This window comes from Vibrio sp. RC2502 (genome assembly GCF_054850435.1).
Map to the genome: position 1 here is coordinate 1,937,216 of NZ_CM141453.1, position 17,555 is coordinate 1,954,770.

15 protein-coding genes are annotated in these 17,555 nt (G+C 44.5%); 8 read left to right on the plus strand and 7 right to left on the minus strand.

Annotation, left to right across the window (positions count from 1 at the left end; translation table 11 throughout):
- Positions 1 to 43 precede the first annotated feature (43 nt).
- The 6 genes from ACYJZR_RS09140 to purT all read left to right on the plus strand — a co-directional run bounded on the left by ACYJZR_RS09140 (position 44) and on the right by purT (position 6,678).
- Complete coding sequence (locus ACYJZR_RS09140) at positions 44 to 1,417, plus strand: L-cystine transporter (protein WP_024701129.1); 1,374 nt, start codon at positions 44 to 46, stop codon at positions 1,415 to 1,417.
- A 155-nt stretch (positions 1,418 to 1,572) separates the two neighbouring features.
- On the plus strand, positions 1,573 to 2,994 hold the full coding sequence (sbcB, locus tag ACYJZR_RS09145; protein ID WP_021449193.1) for an exodeoxyribonuclease I: 1,422 nt from the start codon (positions 1,573 to 1,575) through the stop codon (positions 2,992 to 2,994).
- A 55-nt stretch (positions 2,995 to 3,049) separates the two neighbouring features.
- Entirely contained in the window at positions 3,050 to 3,424 is a 375-nt protein-coding gene (locus tag ACYJZR_RS09150) for a CidA/LrgA family protein (RefSeq protein ID WP_005455074.1), read from the plus strand.
- Position 3,425: 1 nt separating this feature from the next.
- The gene (locus ACYJZR_RS09155) at positions 3,426 to 4,103 is read left to right on the plus strand and encodes an LrgB family protein (RefSeq protein ID WP_005454891.1); all 678 of its coding nucleotides are present in this window, start codon (positions 3,426 to 3,428) and stop codon (positions 4,101 to 4,103) included.
- Between the two features lie 364 nt (positions 4,104 to 4,467).
- Complete coding sequence (gene cdd, locus ACYJZR_RS09160) at positions 4,468 to 5,355, plus strand: cytidine deaminase (RefSeq protein ID WP_015296604.1); 888 nt, start codon at positions 4,468 to 4,470, stop codon at positions 5,353 to 5,355.
- A gap of 147 nt (positions 5,356 to 5,502) precedes the next feature.
- Complete coding sequence (gene purT, locus ACYJZR_RS09165) at positions 5,503 to 6,678, plus strand: formate-dependent phosphoribosylglycinamide formyltransferase (protein ID WP_140099466.1); 1,176 nt, start codon at positions 5,503 to 5,505, stop codon at positions 6,676 to 6,678.
- A gap of 102 nt (positions 6,679 to 6,780) precedes the next feature.
- Here purT and ACYJZR_RS09170 read toward each other — a convergent pair whose 3' ends face one another.
- Positions 6,781 to 7,431 (minus strand): thiopurine S-methyltransferase, encoded by a 651-nt coding sequence (locus ACYJZR_RS09170; RefSeq protein ID WP_005480776.1) that lies wholly within the window; start codon positions 7,429 to 7,431, stop codon positions 6,781 to 6,783.
- Between the two features lie 317 nt (positions 7,432 to 7,748).
- Between ACYJZR_RS09170 and ACYJZR_RS09175 the strand changes: the two genes are divergently transcribed.
- The gene (locus ACYJZR_RS09175; RefSeq protein WP_025559096.1) at positions 7,749 to 8,522 is read left to right on the plus strand and encodes a nucleotidyltransferase family protein; all 774 of its coding nucleotides are present in this window, start codon (positions 7,749 to 7,751) and stop codon (positions 8,520 to 8,522) included.
- Positions 8,523 to 8,643: 121 nt separating this feature from the next.
- On the opposite strand, the gene ihfA is transcribed toward ACYJZR_RS09175, so the two are convergent.
- On the minus strand, positions 8,644 to 8,940 hold the full coding sequence (ihfA, locus tag ACYJZR_RS09180; RefSeq protein ID WP_005462650.1) for an integration host factor subunit alpha: 297 nt from the start codon (positions 8,938 to 8,940) through the stop codon (positions 8,644 to 8,646).
- Positions 8,941 to 9,486: 546 nt separating this feature from the next.
- On the opposite strand from ihfA, the gene ACYJZR_RS09185 reads away from it, so the two are divergent.
- Positions 9,487 to 10,365 (plus strand): AEC family transporter, encoded by an 879-nt coding sequence (locus ACYJZR_RS09185; RefSeq protein WP_025789224.1) that lies wholly within the window; start codon positions 9,487 to 9,489, stop codon positions 10,363 to 10,365.
- A 182-nt stretch (positions 10,366 to 10,547) separates the two neighbouring features.
- Here the strand turns inward: ACYJZR_RS09185 and pheT are convergent, their stop codons facing one another.
- From pheT to ACYJZR_RS09210, 5 genes are all read right to left on the minus strand, one after another.
- Positions 10,548 to 12,953, minus strand: coding sequence for a phenylalanine--tRNA ligase subunit beta (gene pheT / locus ACYJZR_RS09190; protein WP_406964959.1), 2,406 nt, complete (start codon positions 12,951 to 12,953; stop codon positions 10,548 to 10,550).
- An 18-nt stretch (positions 12,954 to 12,971) separates the two neighbouring features.
- On the minus strand, positions 12,972 to 13,955 hold the full coding sequence (gene pheS / locus ACYJZR_RS09195) for a phenylalanine--tRNA ligase subunit alpha (protein ID WP_015296599.1): 984 nt from the start codon (positions 13,953 to 13,955) through the stop codon (positions 12,972 to 12,974).
- Positions 13,956 to 14,240: 285 nt separating this feature from the next.
- Positions 14,241 to 15,386, minus strand: a complete 1,146-nt coding sequence (locus ACYJZR_RS09200; protein WP_023623955.1) for a GGDEF domain-containing protein — start codon at positions 15,384 to 15,386, stop codon at positions 14,241 to 14,243.
- A 174-nt stretch (positions 15,387 to 15,560) separates the two neighbouring features.
- Positions 15,561 to 16,733 (minus strand): hypothetical protein, encoded by a 1,173-nt coding sequence (locus tag ACYJZR_RS09205; protein WP_031858515.1) that lies wholly within the window; start codon positions 16,731 to 16,733, stop codon positions 15,561 to 15,563.
- A 15-nt stretch (positions 16,734 to 16,748) separates the two neighbouring features.
- Positions 16,749 to 17,540: an outer membrane lipoprotein-sorting protein gene (locus ACYJZR_RS09210; protein WP_025525225.1), complete on the minus strand. Its 792-nt coding sequence runs from the start codon at positions 17,538 to 17,540 to the stop codon at positions 16,749 to 16,751.
- Positions 17,541 to 17,555: the final 15 nt, after the last annotated feature.

The window sequence follows — 17,555 nt, forward strand, 5'->3', positions numbered from 1 at the left end:
AAAAAACAGTCGGCGTTTCACGCCAGATTGATAAGGTCAGATTATGGATTTTGCAGTGATAGCCTCTCTTGCCGTGTTTATAGGCATATTATTCTTTCTTTTTACCCAGCAACAAAAACAGAACACCCTTTCTCGTCTCGTTTTAATTGGTCTTGTTACTGGCTCTCTTTTTGGCTTGGCTCTTCAGCTTATTCACGGTGAAGGCAGCGACGTCATTTCGAAAACACTAGAATGGGTTGGTATTGTTGGTAGCGGCTATGTCGGCTTGCTAAAAATGGTGATCATGCCACTTGTGTTGGTTTCGATGATTTCTGCGGTAGTAAAACTGGAGAAAGGTGGCTCACTTGGCAAAATCTCTGGTCTGACGATTTCTGTGTTGCTAGTCACCACAGCAATTTCGGCTTTGATCGGTATTCTTGTTACTTCTGCGTTTGGTCTGTCAGCGGAAGGGCTAACTGAAGGCGCTCGTGAAACGGCTCGAATTGCGGTTCTTGAAAGCCGAGCGGGTACAGTAAGCGATCTAACCATTCCACAAATGCTAGTAAGCTTTATTCCGACAAACCCATTTGCAGACTTAACGGGTGCACGCTCAACCTCAATCATTGCTGTTGTCATTTTTGGTGTACTAACTGGTATTGCAGCTCGCAAAGTAATGATAGAAAAAGAGGAATTGGAATCACCAATTCGCACGTTTGTTGAAGCGGCTCAATCTATCGTTATGCGCTTAGTAAAAATGATCATGGCACTTACACCTTACGGTATTGCTGCATTGATGGCGAAAGTGGTTGCAACCTCAAACGCATCCGACATCCTAAACCTACTTGGTTTTATCGTCGCGTCATACGTCGCTATTGGTTTGATGTTTGTTGTGCACGGCATTTTGGTTTCATTCGTTGGCGTTAGCCCTGTTGAATACTTCAAGAAAATTTGGCCTGTATTGACGTTTGCGTTCACATCTCGTAGTTCGGCGGCAACCATCCCATTGAATATTGAGGCGCAAGTGACCAAGCTCAATGTGCCACCAGCAATCGCGAACCTATCTGCTTCTTTCGGTGCAACAATTGGCCAGAATGGTTGTGCGGGTATCTACCCTGCGATGCTAGCTGTGATGGTAGCCCCAACAATGGGTATTAACCCACTAGACGTAAACTTCATTCTTTCTCTGATTGCGATCATTACTATCAGCTCGTTTGGTATTGCGGGCGTTGGTGGCGGCGCAACATTTGCGGCATTGATTGTTCTTCCAGCAATGGGCTTGCCTGTAACGATCGCTGCACTTTTGATCTCAATTGAACCTCTGATTGATATGGCTCGTACTGCGCTGAACGTTTCTGGCTCAATGACGGCAGGCACCATTGCAAGCCGAGTGTTGAAGTCCTCAGAAGCTGAAACGGCTCTTGAAGAAACGAAAGCCTGATCCTTATTTGCTGCTTAAGCAGACAAATGCAAAATTTCAAGCCGATGGTTCGCCATCGGCTTTTTCATTTTCACAACTTCACCTTGCATCTTTCGTTGCTAGTCAAAGCGTTGAATGGTCTAATACTCTTATCGGTTCCGTAAACGGTAAGCAGAATGCACCAAGATAATCAGCCCACTTTTTTCTTCTTTGACTACGAGACTTGGGGTACAAATCCCGCGAAAGATCGTCCAAGCCAATTTGCTGGTGTTCGCACAGATGAAAACTTCAATATCATCGGCGAACCTCTGGTGATGTACTGCCAGCTTCCTGCTGATTATCTACCTTCTCCGGAAGCTGCATTAATTACGGGTATTACGCCGCAAAAGGCGATGCAAGAAGGTCTATCCGAGCCTGAGTTCATTGCTAAGATTCACGCCGAGTTATCGAAACCCAAAACCACCAGCCTAGGCTACAACAGCATTCGTTTTGATGACGAAGTGACGCGTTACACCTGTTACCGCAACTTTATCGATCCATACGCGTGGAGCTGGCAAAACGGCAACTCGCGTTGGGACTTGCTCGATGTATTGCGTGCATGCCATGCGTTGCGTCCTGAAGGCGTAGAATGGCCCGAGAATGAAGACGGCTTCACCAGTTTCAAGTTAGAACATTTATCGGTTAAAAATGGCATTGAGCACAGTAATGCGCACGACGCGATGGCTGACGTTATCGCAACAATTGAGATGGCAAAGAAAGTCAAAGCCGCGCAGCCAAAACTGTTCGATTACTTCTTCTCTATGCGCCATAAACGTAAGCTGAATGAACTGGTTGATATTGTAAACATGACACCGCTGATGCATGTCTCAGGCATGTTAGGTCGCGAATGCCAATACACCAGCTGGATTGTGCCTGTCGCGTGGCATCCAACGAATAACAACGCGGTTATTACGATTGATTTAGCCAAAGATCCGCAGCCAATTCTTGAACTTTCAACCGAAGAGTTGCACGAACGTCTCTACACCAAGCGTGAAGACCTCGGCGACCTACTACCCGTACCGGTGAAACTGGTTCACCTCAATAAGTGCCCTATTTTAGCACCAGCGAAAACGTTGACGGCGGAAAACGCAGAAAACATCGGTATTGATCGTCAGAAGTGTCTCGATAATTTGGCACTACTTCGCCAGCACCCTGAGATTCGAGAAAAACTAATCGGCTTGTTCTCTATCGAACGTCAATTTGAAAAAAGCGATGATGTGGACACTCAACTTTACGATGGGTTCTTCTCTCCAGCTGACCGTGCAGCGATGGATATTATCCGCGAAACCGATCCAAACAATCTTGCTGCCTTAGATATCGAGTTTGACGATAAACGCATCAAACCGCTGCTATTCAGATACCGTGCTCGTAACTTCCCAAGCACTCTCGATGAGCAAGAGCAACGACGCTGGGCACTTCATTGCCGAGAGGTATTTGAAAGCCAAATCGAAGAGTATATGCTGAATTTAGAAAACTTAGTTCACGAACATGAAAGTGACGAAAAGAAGATTGCAATATTAAAATCCGTTTACCGTTATGTAGAGAGCCTAGCCTCCTAATTTCTACTTATCCAAGCGCACCTTATGGTGTGCTTGTCGTTTATATGCTGTCAAAATGATAAAAGATCGATTCTTGCAACTGATCCAACTGCTCATCTCCCTCTTCCTCATCATGGGAGCACTTGGAATCGGAATTACTATTCAAAAATTCACTGGCGTTTCTGTTCCCGGAAGTGTCATCGGTATGCTTGTACTGTTTTTCTCCATGACACTTGGCCTTGTCAAAGTGGATTGGGTAAAACCGGGCGCAACGCTATTCATTCGCTACATGATCTTACTCTTTGTCCCAATCAGTGTCGGACTCATGCAGCACTTCGATATGCTACTAGCGAATGCATTGCCAATCATAGCTAGTGCAGTCGGTGGTTCACTCATTGTCTTGGTCAGCCTTGCTTGGCTACTGGACTACTTGCTAAAGGAGAAACATTAATATGTGGTTAATTGTCACTATTGTCGTTTTCCTGATTGCTCGCCAAATCGCAATTAAGATCAACAGCCCACTTGCAAACCCTTTGTTGATAAGTATTGCAGTACTGATTCCTTTATTAACGTACCTCAATGTACCGTTTGAGACATACTACGCCGACAACGAAGGCATCAGCTTTTTACTACAACCAGCTGTTGTAGCGTTGGCTTACCCTTTGTACGAGCAACTCCCTCAAATCAAAGCCAACTGGCGAATCATAACGTTTGCTTGTACGCTCGGTAGTATTATGTCAATGGCAACCACAACCCTCATCGCCGTTGCATTTAAAGCTGACATCAGTTTAATCGCGAGCCTAGTAGGTAAGTCAGTGACCACTCCGATTGCAATGGAAATCTCAAGCCACCTTGGTGGCGAAGCGGCAGTCGCTGCAATCTTAGTACTGATCGTAGGTCTTCTTGGCGCTATTTTGGCGTACCCAATCTACAACCTAATCGGCATTAAGCATCCAATTGCTCGTGGTTTGACGATGGGCACAGTATCGCACGCGCTTGGTACTGCGACTTGCGCAGAGAAACAACCTGGCGACGCAGCGTTTTCATCGTTAGCGTTGGTGCTATGCGGCATCATCACCTCCATTCTCGCTCCGAGCTTTTTTGGTTTAGCAGTCTGGCTATATCAATAAGTCATTGTGACGGTCTGTCCTCCTTCCGACAGGCCGTCACTTTCCTTTTCTCATCGTAGTGCGCCGTTGAAAACGCTTTTCGCTACAAAGCACACTTCCCATCTAACGTGCTCTAACAAGATTCATAACTAAACGCTATCTTTCGCTGCTAGCATATTTTCATTACTTGGGTATATGAATATCCATTGATATAGTTATTTATGAGACGAAGTTAACGCTCAACACGATTGCAATCGAATACATGTGTGAGCTCACTCTAATTATGTAACAGAAATATCAATTGCATTATTTAACGTGATCTAAAGCACGGAACATTTCTCTCCTTTGCATAGAATAACTGTCCATGCAATAACAAGGATTCAACATGAAAAGTCGCATTGAACAGGCGCTAGCAAGCGCTCCTGAAGCACTTTCAAAACAACTTGCTCCTATAGTCCTAGCCGACGATTTTGATGCTACTCTTTCAGCGCAGCAGTTTGAGCAATTGCTTTCAGCTACCAGCCTATCAGATAAAGAGCTGCGTGTTGCTCTACTTCCTTTTGCCGCTGCATATTCTTACGCTCCTATTTCTGAGTTCTATGTTGGTGCAATTGTTCGAGGCTTGTCTGGCCGTCTGTACTTTGGTGCAAACATGGAGTTCTTTGGTGTTCAGTTAGGCCAAACTGTTCACGCAGAACAATCTGCAATTAGCCACGCTTGGATGAAAGGCGAACACGGTGTCAAAGACATCACGATCAACTTTAGCCCTTGTGGTCACTGCCGCCAATTCATGAACGAACTGTCGACAGCTAAAGAGTTGAAAGTTCAGCTACCTGAGCGCGACGAAAAGTCATTACATGAATACTTACCAGAAGCTTTTGGTCCAGCAGACCTTGGTATTGAGTCTGGTTTGATGGCCGAAGTAAAACACCAATTTGTGTGTGATGATGAAGACGCATTGATTCAACAAGCCGTCGAAGCGATGAACATGAGCCATGCGCCGTACACCAATAACCTCAGTGGTTTAGCATTAGAGCTCGCGAACGGTCGTGTGTTTAAAGGTGCTTATGCAGAAAACGCCGCATTTAACCCAAGCCTTCCACCGCTACAAGTAGCACTGATTCAAGTGTTGTTGGCAGGCGAAACCTTCGACAGCATTAAGGCTGCCGCTCTAGTGGAAAACTCTAAGGGGAAAATCAGTCACCTAGCAGACACACAGTCTACGTTAGAAGCGCTAAACCCAGATATTCCAGTCAGTTTTGTTAACGTATAAAATTCACTAATATGTCATTAAAAGCTCTACAACATGTAGAGCTTTTTTATTGGCAAAAAACCACAAGCAAACGTTTGCTTCGCAATGAAAAATCAGTATGATCCCCTGCAATTTCTGTCTCATCACTTTATTTTGTAAGGGAACACTATGTTCGGTACTGCAACCAGCGCAAATGCTACCCGTGTATTACTATTAGGCTCTGGTGAGCTTGGTAAAGAAGTGGCAATTGAATGCCAACGACTAGGTCTAGAAGTGATTGCTTGTGACCGTTATGCCGACGCACCTGCGATGCAAGTCGCTCATCGTAGCTACGTGCTTGATATGTTGGATGGTAAGGCACTAGAAGAGATCATAAACAAAGAGCAGCCAGCTTACGTTGTTCCAGAAATAGAAGCTATCGCGACCGATACACTTGTCGAGCTTGAAGAGAAAGGCCTGAATGTTGTGCCAACGGCGAAAGCGACCAAGCTCACAATGAACCGTGAAGGTATTCGTCGCCTAGCCGCAGAAGAGCTAGACCTGTCCACGTCCCCTTACCGATTTGCAGACAACTACGATGACTTTAAAGCCGCAGTAGAACACGTAGGTATCCCATGTGTGGTCAAACCTGTCATGAGTTCATCTGGCAAGGGACAGAGTGTCATCAAAACGGAAGACGATATTGAAAAAGCATGGGACTACGCACAAGAAGGCGGCCGAACTGGCGCAGGTCGAGTCATCGTTGAAGGCTTTATCGATTTTGATTACGAGATTACTTTGTTGACCGTTAGAGCAGTGGACGGTGTTCACTTCTGCGCGCCAATTGGTCACCGTCAAGAAGATGGTGATTACCGTGAATCATGGCAGCCACAAGCAATGTCGGAAAATGCAATCAAAGCAGCAGAGTACACGGCTGAGAAAGTCGTAAACGCTTTAGGTGGGTACGGTATTTTCGGCGTAGAGCTCTTTGTTAAAGGTGATAAGGTTATTTTCAATGAAGTCTCTCCTCGCCCGCATGACACTGGCATGGTTACGATGATTTCTCAAGAAATGTCCGAGTTTGCTCTTCATGTTCGCGCATTTACTGGAATGCCGATTAACAAAATCGTTCAGTATGGCCCTTCTGCATCAGCGGTGATCCTAGGTCAAGGCACATCAACGGACATTCGTTTCGACAACCTTGCGAAGGCTTTAGCGCAACCTCAAACTCAAGTGCGCTTATTTGGCAAACCAGAAATCGATGGTCGTCGTCGTTTGGGTGTCGTGTTAACTCGCCGTAAAACTATTGAAGAGTCGGTTCAAGACGCGGTCGAAAACGCAAAGAAAGTAAAAATCGTTTACTAATCTTTGAGTTCTCAACAATCAAAAAAAAGCGCAGCTTTATATCGCTGCGCTTTTCTTTTATTTGCGAGTTCTATTCATAAACTCACTAGTACGGAAATCGTCTTACTGAGCTTCAATTAAGTACACTTCTTCAGAGAAGCGGCTTAAACCCTTCTTCGCGATCTTTGGATGATGTTCATCAGCTTGATCGACGTTTAAGCATGTTACCTTGTAGCCTGCAAACAACTGTTGAATTTCTTCCAATGGCACACTAAATGGAGGACCTGCCATTTCCTCTTGCGGATAGTTCAATGTCACAAGCAAAATACGACCGCCCGGATTCAAAAGCTGCTTCAAGCGCGCTACGTACTCTTCTCGCATATCTTGCGGCAAAGCCACCAACGCAGCGCGATCATAAACGATATCGGCTTGAGAAACCGGAGCAGTAAAGAAATCACCAGTATAAATCGACAGTTCATCAAACTGATACAACTCGTGCATACCACTAATTGGGGTCACAGTTGGTGTATAAAAGTGTTCAGCAAAGAAAGAACGCACCGCTATTTGGCTCAGCTCAACCCCTTCCACAGAATCATGTTTCGTTGCTAACCAAACGAGATCTTCAGACTTACCACACAAAGGAACCAAGACTTTGTCTTCACGTTTCGGATTCGCATGGTGCCAGTACGCTGGCAATAGAGGGTTCACATCTTCCAAATGAAAACCGATTTGATTACTGGCCCACTTACTGTGCCAAAATTCTTGATCTCTCATTCTTACTTTCTACTTGTTGGCTGATTTTCGTTTTGTGGGGTAAGACTAATGATTTTTTTAAATTTGTCTATGCCGTTCATCTTTGGTTAATACGGCGATGATAGGATGTCATCGTTCCTTGGAGAACAAACTCTTTATTCTCTAAGCAGAATAAAGAAAAGAGAAATGGTGATCTAACGCACGATTCCTCCAAAAGGTTAATTTTTAGCCTTGGGATCTTTCGGAAAGTCCCCATAAATAAGTTAGTACCTAATTTGCCCAGTCTTAGCGACTTTTACGTTCCCATTTTCTAAGTGCAAGCAAGTTAAGGAGAGTGAATGAGCTTATTTCTACGTACTACAGCATTGATGCTTTTGGTACTAAGCCGTGCGCCGGCATTCGCCGCACTTCCTAATGCCCCAAGTAATGAACAAAATCGTTCCCCTAGTCAAAACGAGGTTTGTTCTAAACTATTTAAACACAGCCTTAGCGGCTTGTATGGAATCCAATCCATCGACTCTCGTCCAACCCAGCCTTATTCAGATTTCGATATTCTTTACAGCAAAGCGCATCAAGCCCAATTCGAGCTTGAAACCATTTGTAAAAGTACCGCCCTACTCAACGATGCTCAGCCATATTTCGCTGGCGTAAAATCTAAACATCGCGCCGAAGAAAAAATCGCACATGAACTGGATGGCCAAGTAGAACGCATTACTGACTTAGCTCGTGCGACTATTGTGGCGGAAGATGTGGCAAGTTTGGTCTCTATTTACGAAACGCTAGAGCGCGAAACAACTATCGTTAAAGTCAAAAACCGCTTTAAGAAACCTGGCCCTTCTGGCTACCGTGATCTTAACTTGTTAGTCCGTTTGCCAAAAACGAATTTGATTGCAGAAGTACAGCTGCACTTAAAAGCGATTGCGGATGTAAAAAATGGTCCTGAACACAACCTGTATGAGCAAATTCAAAAGCTTGAACGTCAAGCATCAATGGAAAAGCGAAATCTAAGCGAGATTGAAATGGCTTCCATTAAGAATATGCGTAGCCAAGCGAAAAACTTATACCAACAAGCATGGCAGCCTTACTTAACGACGCATTTAGAAGCGGCATAAACAAAAACGCAGCTTGAGAAACAACAAAACCACCGCAATGCGGTGGTTTTCGTTTGTATGAAAACATCAAATTTCATACATAACAAAAGACCACGACTAAGCGTGATCTATTTGATTGGTTTTACTGTTCTTTTTTTAGATTTTCTACACGAGCTTTTAACTTCTGGCCCGGGCGAAACGTAACTACACGTCGAGCAGTAATTGGAATATCTTCACCGGTTTTCGGGTTACGACCAGGTCGTTCATTCTTGTCACGAAGATCAAAGTTACCAAAACCTGACAGTTTTACCTGTTCGCCACTTTCCAGTGCCTTACGAATCTCTTCAAAGAACACTTCCACCGTTTCCTTGGCGTCCCGTTTACTAAATCCTAATTTATCAAACAGGTTTTCTGCCAATTCGGCTTTTGTGAGCGCCATAAAACTTTCCTCAAAGCTATGTTAAACAATGCTACCTAGTGTAGCGCCAGAGCAGTTTTACCCTACCAATTCAACAACATATCGGGGTTACATCAGGAAGTGTATGACAAGCTTATGATTTTCGCCAACTTTTTTCTTTGCGAATAAAAGGAATGCCGATGTATAAATTATTGTTAAATAGCGACATTTCAATATTTTTTGTTTAGTGAATGCTTAATTACAAAAAATATCCAGTCAATATGACTAAACAATAATAACAAAACGACATTAATCACTATTTAATAAAAATATCAGAGATTGGCTATTTTACAGACACATGACATAAAACTTGTCGGTATTTCAGTGATTTGTATGTAACTTGATACGTAACAATTAGTTCAAAGGTACGACCACTCCATATAGCTAATGTGCTTTGAGAAAGCTTGATTTAATCCACGGTTCTCATTGTTTCACCATGACGCAATGCATAAAGGTTTGATACTGTGATTACCACTTAGTTGATTAACCAACTAAGCGCACATCTACCTCATATACACTAAGGCGACCATGATTAATCAGATCATTAATATTCTTTTTCCTGTGTTCGCTCTTGTCGGTGTGGGCTATCTAGTCGGACGCCATATCAAACCTGATTTTCGCCCCATCAATCGAATTAATATCGATGTATTCACGCCAGCCCTAGTGTTTTCCTCATTAGTGAGCATGCCGCTCGACTCTGAACAAGGTCCCCTGCTCTTAGCCGCCATCATTGCGGTTTTAACTCCGGGGTTACTCATGATTCCGATTTGTAAAATCACTGGGCTAACATTTAAAGCTTGGGCTCCACCTCATATGTTTCGAAATAGCGGGAACCTTGCGATACCGTTGTTCACTTATACATTTGGCGAAGTTGCCCTTTCTTCTGCTGTACTGCTGTTTGTAGTATCAGCTTGCTTACATATCAGCGTAGGTGTGATGTTGTTAAGTAACGGGAATCCATTGAAGCAAATCATGAAGATGCCAATTTTCTTATCAGCGTCACTCGCATTATGTTTGAACTTATCAGGTATTGGCGCGTGGACACCGTTGTATGAAGCAACAGCACTACTAGGGCAAGCCGCTGTTCCGGTAATGCTGCTTTCTCTTGGTTCACAAATGTGCCATCTAAGACTGGATGGATTAAAAGTTGGCGTTTTGTGTACCGTTCAATCGTTAACGACTGGCGCAATCGCGTTTGCAATCATTTATTGGTTTATTCCTTTACCAACCATGCAACTACAAATGATGGTGCTGTTCACCATGCTACCTCCGGCGGTCATGAATTATCTATTTGCAGAGCGACTGAATATCGAACCGATGACAGTGGCATCCATGGTGTTGTTTGGGAACTTCTTTAGCGTATTGACGTTGCCATTGCTCCTAAGTTACACGCTGTCGTTGGCGTAAGTGAACCTTGAAAGTCCATCGTTGCTGTTGGTAGGCAAACCTGAAGGTTTGGATTTTCGACACAATCTTTCTATGTAATCTTGTTTCATAATCTATGGTTGCATGAGTGGAATAGGCATAAAAAAACCCTGCCAACTTGGCAGGGTTTTCAGTATCTTAAACAGTTTGTTACGCTGCGTTAATTAGTCGCGCAGAGCTGCACCAAACTTCTCAGATACGTGAGCAACGATAGCATCAACCGCACCAGCGATGTCTGCATCTTCAAGCGTACGCTCAAGTGACTGTAGAGTCAGAGCGATAGCTAAGCTCTTCTTACCTTCTTCAACGCCTTTACCTACGTAAACGTCGAACAGCTTCGCATCTTTAAGGAACTCGCCACCTTGCTCTAGACAAGCGTTAACGATGTCACCAGATGCAACAGCTTCGTCCACGACTACCGCGATATCACGACGGTTTGAAGGGAACTTAGAAAGCGCTACCGCTTCTGGGATCACTTTGCTGTTGATTGCAGACCATTCGATTTCGAATACGATAGTGCGACCGTTTAGACCGAACTTACGCTCAAGCTCAGGGTGAACAGTACCGATCACGCCCACTTCTTTGCCATCTACGATGATTGCCGCAGATTGACCTGGGTGAAGAGCTGGGTTAGCTTTTTTGCTTTCAGGTGACAGTGCTGCGAAAGAGTACGCTTTTTCGTTAGCAGACAGTTCTAGAACTGCTTCTAAGTCGCCTTTAAGGTCGAAGAAATCAACAGTGTTAGTTTCGATATCCCAATGTTCTTCACCGCGAGTACCAGCGATAACACCCGCTAGCATAGGCTCTTGGCGCATGCCGTTTTCTGCAGATTCACATGGGATAAAACGTAGGCCGTATTCGAATAGACGAACGCGTGGCTGTTGACGCTTCTGGTTGTGAACAACCGTGTTCAGTAGACCTTGGATAAGACCAAGACGCATTGCTGACATGTCTGCAGAAATTGGGTTTGGAAGTACTAGAGGCTCAACACCAGGTACTACTAGCTTTTGCTGCTCAGGCTCAACGAAGCTGTATGTGATTGCTTCGTGATAACCACGGTCAACAAGAAGATCACGAACGCGTTTCAGTGGAAGATCCGCTTCAACGTGGTTGTGCATCTTAAGTGCTGCTGCTGGGTTTTGGTTAGGAATGTTGTCGTAACCGTAGATACGGCCAACTTCTTCAATCAGGTCTTGCTCGATAGCGATATCGAAACGCCATGTTGGCGCTACTGCCACCCAACCTTCTTCAGAAGCTTCAACAGTCAAACCTAGGCGCTCTAGGATTTCTACTACGTCAGCATCAGCGATGTGGTGACCTAGTAGGTTGTCTAGTTTAGTACGACGTAGAGCAACTTTGTTTGGCTTAGGTAGGTCTGCTTCAGACTCTACTGCAACAACAGGTGCTACTTCACCACCACAGATCTCAACTAGAAGCTGAGTTGCACGCTCCATTGCGCTCACTTGTAGTGCGTAATCCACACCACGCTCGAAACGCATTGAAGAATCAGTGTGCAGACCGTAGCTACGTGCACGACCACGGATGTGGTCAGGCGCGAAGAATGCACACTCAAGTAGAACGTCTTTAGTCTCAGTTGTTACACCAGACTCTTCACCACCAAAGATACCTGCGATTGCAAGTGCTTTGCTGTGGTCAGCTACAACTAATGTATCTGCGTTTAGTTCTGCTTCGCTGCCATCAAGAAGTGTTAGCTTCTCACCTTGCTCCGCCATACGAACGACGATGCCACCTTCGATCTGCGCTAGATCGAACGCGTGCATTGGTTGGCCTTGCTCTAGAAGCACGTAGTTAGTGATGTCTACTACAGGGTCGATAGAGCGGATACCACAACGACGCAATTTCTCTTGCATCCATAGTGGCGTTTCAGCTTGAACGTTTACGTTCTTAACCACACGACCTAGGTAACGGGGACATGCAGCAGGTGCTTTCACTTCGATAGACACTTTGTCTTCGATTGAAGTCGCTACTGCTTCTACTGATGGCTCAGTCACGTCAGCGCGGTTAAGTACGCCGACTTCACGAGCTAGGCCACGAATGCTGAAACAGTCAGCGCGGTTTGCTGTTAGGTCAACGTCTACAGTTACGTCGTCTAGACCTAGGAATTCACGGAAATCGGTACCGATTACTGCGTCTTCTGCTAGCTCCATGATGCCGTCTGACTCAACGTCGATGCCTAGTTCCGTGAATGAACAAAGCATGCCGTGAGATGGTTGGCCACGTAGTTTCGCTTTTTTGATTTTGAAATCACCAGGAAGAACAGCACCAACTGTTGCTACTGCTACTTTCAGACCTTGGCGACAGTTGTGCGCGCCACAAACGATGTCTAGAAGCTCTTCTTCGCCAACATCAACTTTAGTTACGCGCAGTTTGTCTGCATCTGGGTGTTGACCACATTCAACAACGTGACCGACTTTAACGCCAGTAAAAGAACCAGCAACAGGAAGAACGTCGTCTACCTCTAGGCCGGCCATTGTAATTTGGTGAGTTAGCTCGTCAGTAGTAACCGCAGGGTTTACCCACTCACGAAGCCATGATTCGCTGAATTTCATGTTGATGAACCCTCTGGATTACTTGAACTGTTTTAGGAAACGAAGGTCGTTCTCGAAGAACGCACGTAGGTCGTTCACGCCGTAACGAAGCATTGTTAGACGCTCAACACCCATACCGAATGCGAAACCAGAGTATTTTTCAGGATCGATGCCTACGCTACGCAGTACGTTCGGGTGAACCATACCGCAGCCTAGTACTTCTAACCATTTACCGTTTTTGCCTTTCACATCTACTTCTGCTGAAGGCTCAGTGAATGGGAAGTAAGATGGACGGAAACGTACTTCTACTTCTTCTTCGAAGAAGTTGCATAGGAAATCGTGCAGAATGCCTTTCAGCTGAGCGAAGTTTACGTTCTCATCAACCAGCATACCTTCCACTTGGTGGAACATTGGGGTATGAGTTTGGTCGTAGTCGTTACGGTATACACGGCCCGGTGCGATGAAACGGAATGGTGGTTTACCATTTTCCATCGTACGGATCTGTACGCCTGACGTATGAGTACGAAGCATCAAATCTGGATTGAAGAAGAAAGTATCGTGGTCAGTACGCGCTGGGTGATCAGCGGCGATGTTTAGCGCATCGAAGTTGTGGAATGCATCTTCGATCTCTGGGCCAGCTTCGGTGTTAAAACCAAGTTCACCAAAGAACTTCTCAATACGCTCTACAGTACGAGTTACTGGGTGTAAACCACCGTTTTCAATACGACGACCTGGCAGTGTTACGTCGATTGTTTCTTCTGCTAGTTTCGCTTCAAGCTCTGCACGTTGTAGTGCGTCTTTACGAGCTGCGATAGCTTGCTGAACTACGCCTTTCGCTTTGTTGATCTCTTGACCAGCTTCACGGCGCTCTTCTGGTGGTAGTTTACCTAGGCTTTGAAGTTGAGCAGTTAGCTCACCTTTTTTACCCAGATACTGAACACGCACTTCATCAAGTGCGACTAGCGATTCGGCAGCTTCAATTGCAGTGCTCGCGCTAGCAATGATCTCTTCTAGATGTTGCATCGTTTCCTCATCTACCTGTTGGTAGTGTCCATAAGGGAGTGATTGGTTTTTTGATAGCTGTACATAGTAGCCAAACCAGACACCAATGCCAAATTGAATTATGAAAAGAAGAGGTTATTGAATAAAAAGAACACAAAAACGTAAAAAAAGCACTGTTATCGAACTTAACAGTGTGCGAGCGCTTGTGTAACAAGCACCAGTTTCATAAATAAGTTTACAAACATAGAAGGGGAAAATGCATTAACTTGGTAGCAGAATCTCACCATTCAAATCATTCTGAACTGATTAGTTTTGTCGGACAGAAACCGGCTCTTGCGTTACGTACTTTTGAACAGCCCGAACTTTATTTTTACCTTCTTGCTTCGCTAAATAAACGGATTCATCGGCTGCGCGAATCAAATCGGTGTACGTACTCATGTTTTCTGTTCGTTCTGCAACACCAACACTGATGCTCCCTCTCCACGGTTCATAACACGTTGGAACGAGCATTTGAGACACCTGTTTTCTTACCATTTCCGCAACATATAACCCGCCGTCCAATCCTGTGTCTGGACAAATAACAAAGAACTCATCACCTCCCAATCTGCACACGATATCATCGCTACGAAAATGATATTTAAGTGCCTGTGCAAGCTCGATTAACACCAAGTCCCCGGCCTCATGCCCACACGTATCATTGACTTGTTTAAAATAATCCGCATCAATCATGATACAAACCAAAGGCAGTGTTTTGTGCTCCGTGTCATCCCAAAGCTTTTTCAACGTTTTGATTGCACTGCGTCGATTAGGAAGTTGAGTTAATGAGTCCGTTAATGACAGCGCTTCCAGCTGCTTATTTGCCGTTAACAACTGGTTCGTTCTTGCTTCTACTTTTTCTTCTAATTCCAAATTGAGTTTTAAGAGATCACGATTACGTTCGGACACTTGAGAAAACAGCGCATTGAGTGCTTCTAGTAATGGCTCGGTAGACGCGTTAGCTTGTTGCTCTTGTTCGCGATAAGCTTCTAAAGGAGAAACGCCTCGTTCGATGGCTTTGATCTGTTTCGCCATATTTTGATCGATGCCAAGAATGTGGTACGCCAACCAATGAATGAGAAAATCCAACAACTGCTCTGCTGATTGCCGATTATCTTCGTTAATAAAACTTTGCATGCTGACAATATCGCCCATAAAAGTGCGATGTACTTGAATATGCTTTTGGAGATGCTCGTGATGAATCCCCACTTCTCTCATTAAATTTTCCTCTTCTTTGAAGTGAAATTCGGCGTAACGAGAGAGTTCAAATAACGCGCTCTGAATATCCGCTATAGAAATCGTGTTTCGCGTCAAAAGTTTGCCGTACTTATTAATAAACTCAACGAGATACTGGTGTTGATCGTCAACATCTTCGATTCCTGTTTCAAAATAGATGTCCCAACGAAATGAATTCAACGTTACTACTCCCAATATCAACGAGTCTATATCAAGTCACCATGCCGCAACCTGAAATACCACAATAAATATAGGGAATAGTAACGATAAAAGTTTTCTAACGCCTCACTGAGTAGTCAAAATAATGACAAAGATCTCCATGATGGATTATTTTCGCTAAGCAATTCAGCAAATCTAAAAATAATACTGTATAGAGAGCTCAATAAAATCGTCGTCTCGAGCAAAATAAAGTAAGTCTGTCGGCGTATCATTTTTAAATAACCACGCATCAACTTGCCACTTCAGATGGTTCGATATTCTGCTAGAGGCTTCTAACTTTGCGTTATAAACATCTGAGTTATCCAAATCTTGTGTAATCCCAGTGAGAATTTCAGTTCCATCCTCATCATTTAAGGCAAAGCGGACACCTGCAAACACATCATTTTGACCGATGTTCTGTGCGTTATTTCCCCGACTATCATAGAGGTACTCTCCAATAAGGCCGACATCCCAAACCGTATCAAAAGCGCCGACGATGGTATATTCGAAACCCGTCACCACGCCAACATGATGGTCATAACTATCTCGATATACACTTTCAAGCTTCCATAACCAATCTCCGACAATGCCTTGAACATCAATACCGAAATGACTCATCAGCGCATAATATGGTTTGAGTTCACCTTGCTCGAATCGAAAATAGGGATCTCGATTGGTCCCATACAAATAGCTCAAACCAATATCCCAATCACCCAGCATTTTGGAATATCGAAATGCCACATCAATGTGTTTCTCTTCCCTACTCGATTCATAAATAGCGTTGTCAGAAATAACAGGCTCCGTACGTAAACGTCCGTCTTGACCAGCAAAAGTACGCTCCCGAAAATAAGGAAGTACCATGGCATGAAAAGCGCCCCAATCTTTAATCGCCGTAAAATGTACCATTGGCTGACCCAGTTTATCTTCGCCATCAACCGCTTCCACGGCATCTGTTTGGTTCACAACATCAACCAGATGCGCGGACTCGGTGACGCCCCAAAACACTTTACTGATCCCAACTCTAAGCTCGTAATCATCCCAATACGTGAGAAAAAGCGCTTCTCTAATGTCACCGTGGGTTCTTTCATCATCGAGGCTATCGACTCGAAAAAACGGTGTGAAGGTGAAGCTACTCTCTCCGCTTTGGAAGTCCCAGTAAAGTTCAGGCTGAACTACAACAGAGCTTTGGCCTTTACTCTGCCCTTGCAGCCCTTGAGAGAGAAATTGTCGATGCTCAACATTCAATTGCCCCGCAAGCTCAAATGCGAACAGCGAGGGCGTTACCAACATCGCGAGTAATCCGCCAAGTTGGTTGACTCCTTTGCCCATATTCATACCACTCCCTTATTTAACTCGCTTGAGCACGTTTTTGTTGAAGTCGTTCTCTTCCAACCCTGTTTGAAAGCGCAAATCGCTAGTGTTCAATTCTGTACTTTTGCCAGTTTGGTGATTCGTCATTGCCATGGTATGTGCACGCCAATATTTATCGAGGTACTGCTTATAATTAGCGAAAGTTAGAGTTTTCAATAACGCGCCTTTTCGGTCGTAAAACTCGACTTTGAGAGGGCGATAATGCGCCTTGTCAAGCCATACTACCTGCTTGGTATAACCGGAGTTCTTGTCCGTTGGAATTTGCTCTAGAACGAATACGTCTTGCCCGTTAAACTTATCATCCTTGAGGTGGTTAAAGCGGTATTTTTCGATTTCAAATGAACTCAAATCTTCATACGCAAACTCGCTTCCCATAAACGGGCCCGACTTATTACGTGACGAAATTCGCTTTACTCGCTTTAAGGCAGGTAAATACAACCATTGGTCATCCGCACCAATGGTATGAGAATGGTTGAGAAAAGCCGTGCCCGTGACATCCCGAGGCTGGTCAAAAATGGTCAGCCCTTTGTCGCCATCCCCTTCAACTTCGAGAGATTTCAATCGCATAAGGCGCGTACTGCTTTCACCTTGTGCGTTCTTTAAAATCATCTCCATGGTTGCGATAGAGTCGCCCCAACCTTCATCTCTTGCTTTTCGCTCCTGAGCAATTTCTAGCCCTTTTTCTTCATTCGCATAAGTGAATGGCGATGCAACTAGCGAAGCCGACAACATCAAAACTTGCAATACGTGGTTCATTTTTTTCATGGTTCAATTCCTTTT

Excerpts from the sequence above, each read along its gene's own strand:
- ACYJZR_RS09155 (WP_005454891.1), top strand. The coding sequence starts at position 3,426 with ATGTGGTTAATTGTCACTATTGTCGTTTTCCTGATTGCTCGCCAAATC.
- ACYJZR_RS09175 (WP_025559096.1), top strand. The coding sequence starts at position 7,749 with ATGAGCTTATTTCTACGTACTACAGCATTGATGCTTTTGGTACTAAGC.
- ACYJZR_RS09185 (WP_025789224.1), top strand. The coding sequence starts at position 9,487 with ATGATTAATCAGATCATTAATATTCTTTTTCCTGTGTTCGCTCTTGTC.
- ACYJZR_RS09210 (WP_025525225.1), bottom strand. The coding sequence starts at position 17,540 with ATGAAAAAAATGAACCACGTATTGCAAGTTTTGATGTTGTCGGCTTCG.
- ACYJZR_RS09205 (WP_031858515.1), bottom strand. The coding sequence starts at position 16,733 with ATGGGCAAAGGAGTCAACCAACTTGGCGGATTACTCGCGATGTTGGTA.
- ACYJZR_RS09170 (WP_005480776.1), bottom strand. The coding sequence starts at position 7,431 with ATGAGAGATCAAGAATTTTGGCACAGTAAGTGGGCCAGTAATCAAATC.
- ACYJZR_RS09150 (WP_005455074.1), top strand. The coding sequence starts at position 3,050 with ATGATAAAAGATCGATTCTTGCAACTGATCCAACTGCTCATCTCCCTC.
- pheT (WP_406964959.1), bottom strand. The coding sequence starts at position 12,953 with ATGAAATTCAGCGAATCATGGCTTCGTGAGTGGGTAAACCCTGCGGTT.
- sbcB (WP_021449193.1), top strand. The coding sequence starts at position 1,573 with ATGCACCAAGATAATCAGCCCACTTTTTTCTTCTTTGACTACGAGACT.
- pheS (WP_015296599.1), bottom strand. The coding sequence starts at position 13,955 with ATGCAACATCTAGAAGAGATCATTGCTAGCGCGAGCACTGCAATTGAA.
- purT (WP_140099466.1), top strand. The coding sequence starts at position 5,503 with ATGTTCGGTACTGCAACCAGCGCAAATGCTACCCGTGTATTACTATTA.
- ihfA (WP_005462650.1), bottom strand. The coding sequence starts at position 8,940 with ATGGCGCTCACAAAAGCCGAATTGGCAGAAAACCTGTTTGATAAATTA.
- cdd (WP_015296604.1), top strand. The coding sequence starts at position 4,468 with ATGAAAAGTCGCATTGAACAGGCGCTAGCAAGCGCTCCTGAAGCACTT.
- ACYJZR_RS09140 (WP_024701129.1), top strand. The coding sequence starts at position 44 with ATGGATTTTGCAGTGATAGCCTCTCTTGCCGTGTTTATAGGCATATTA.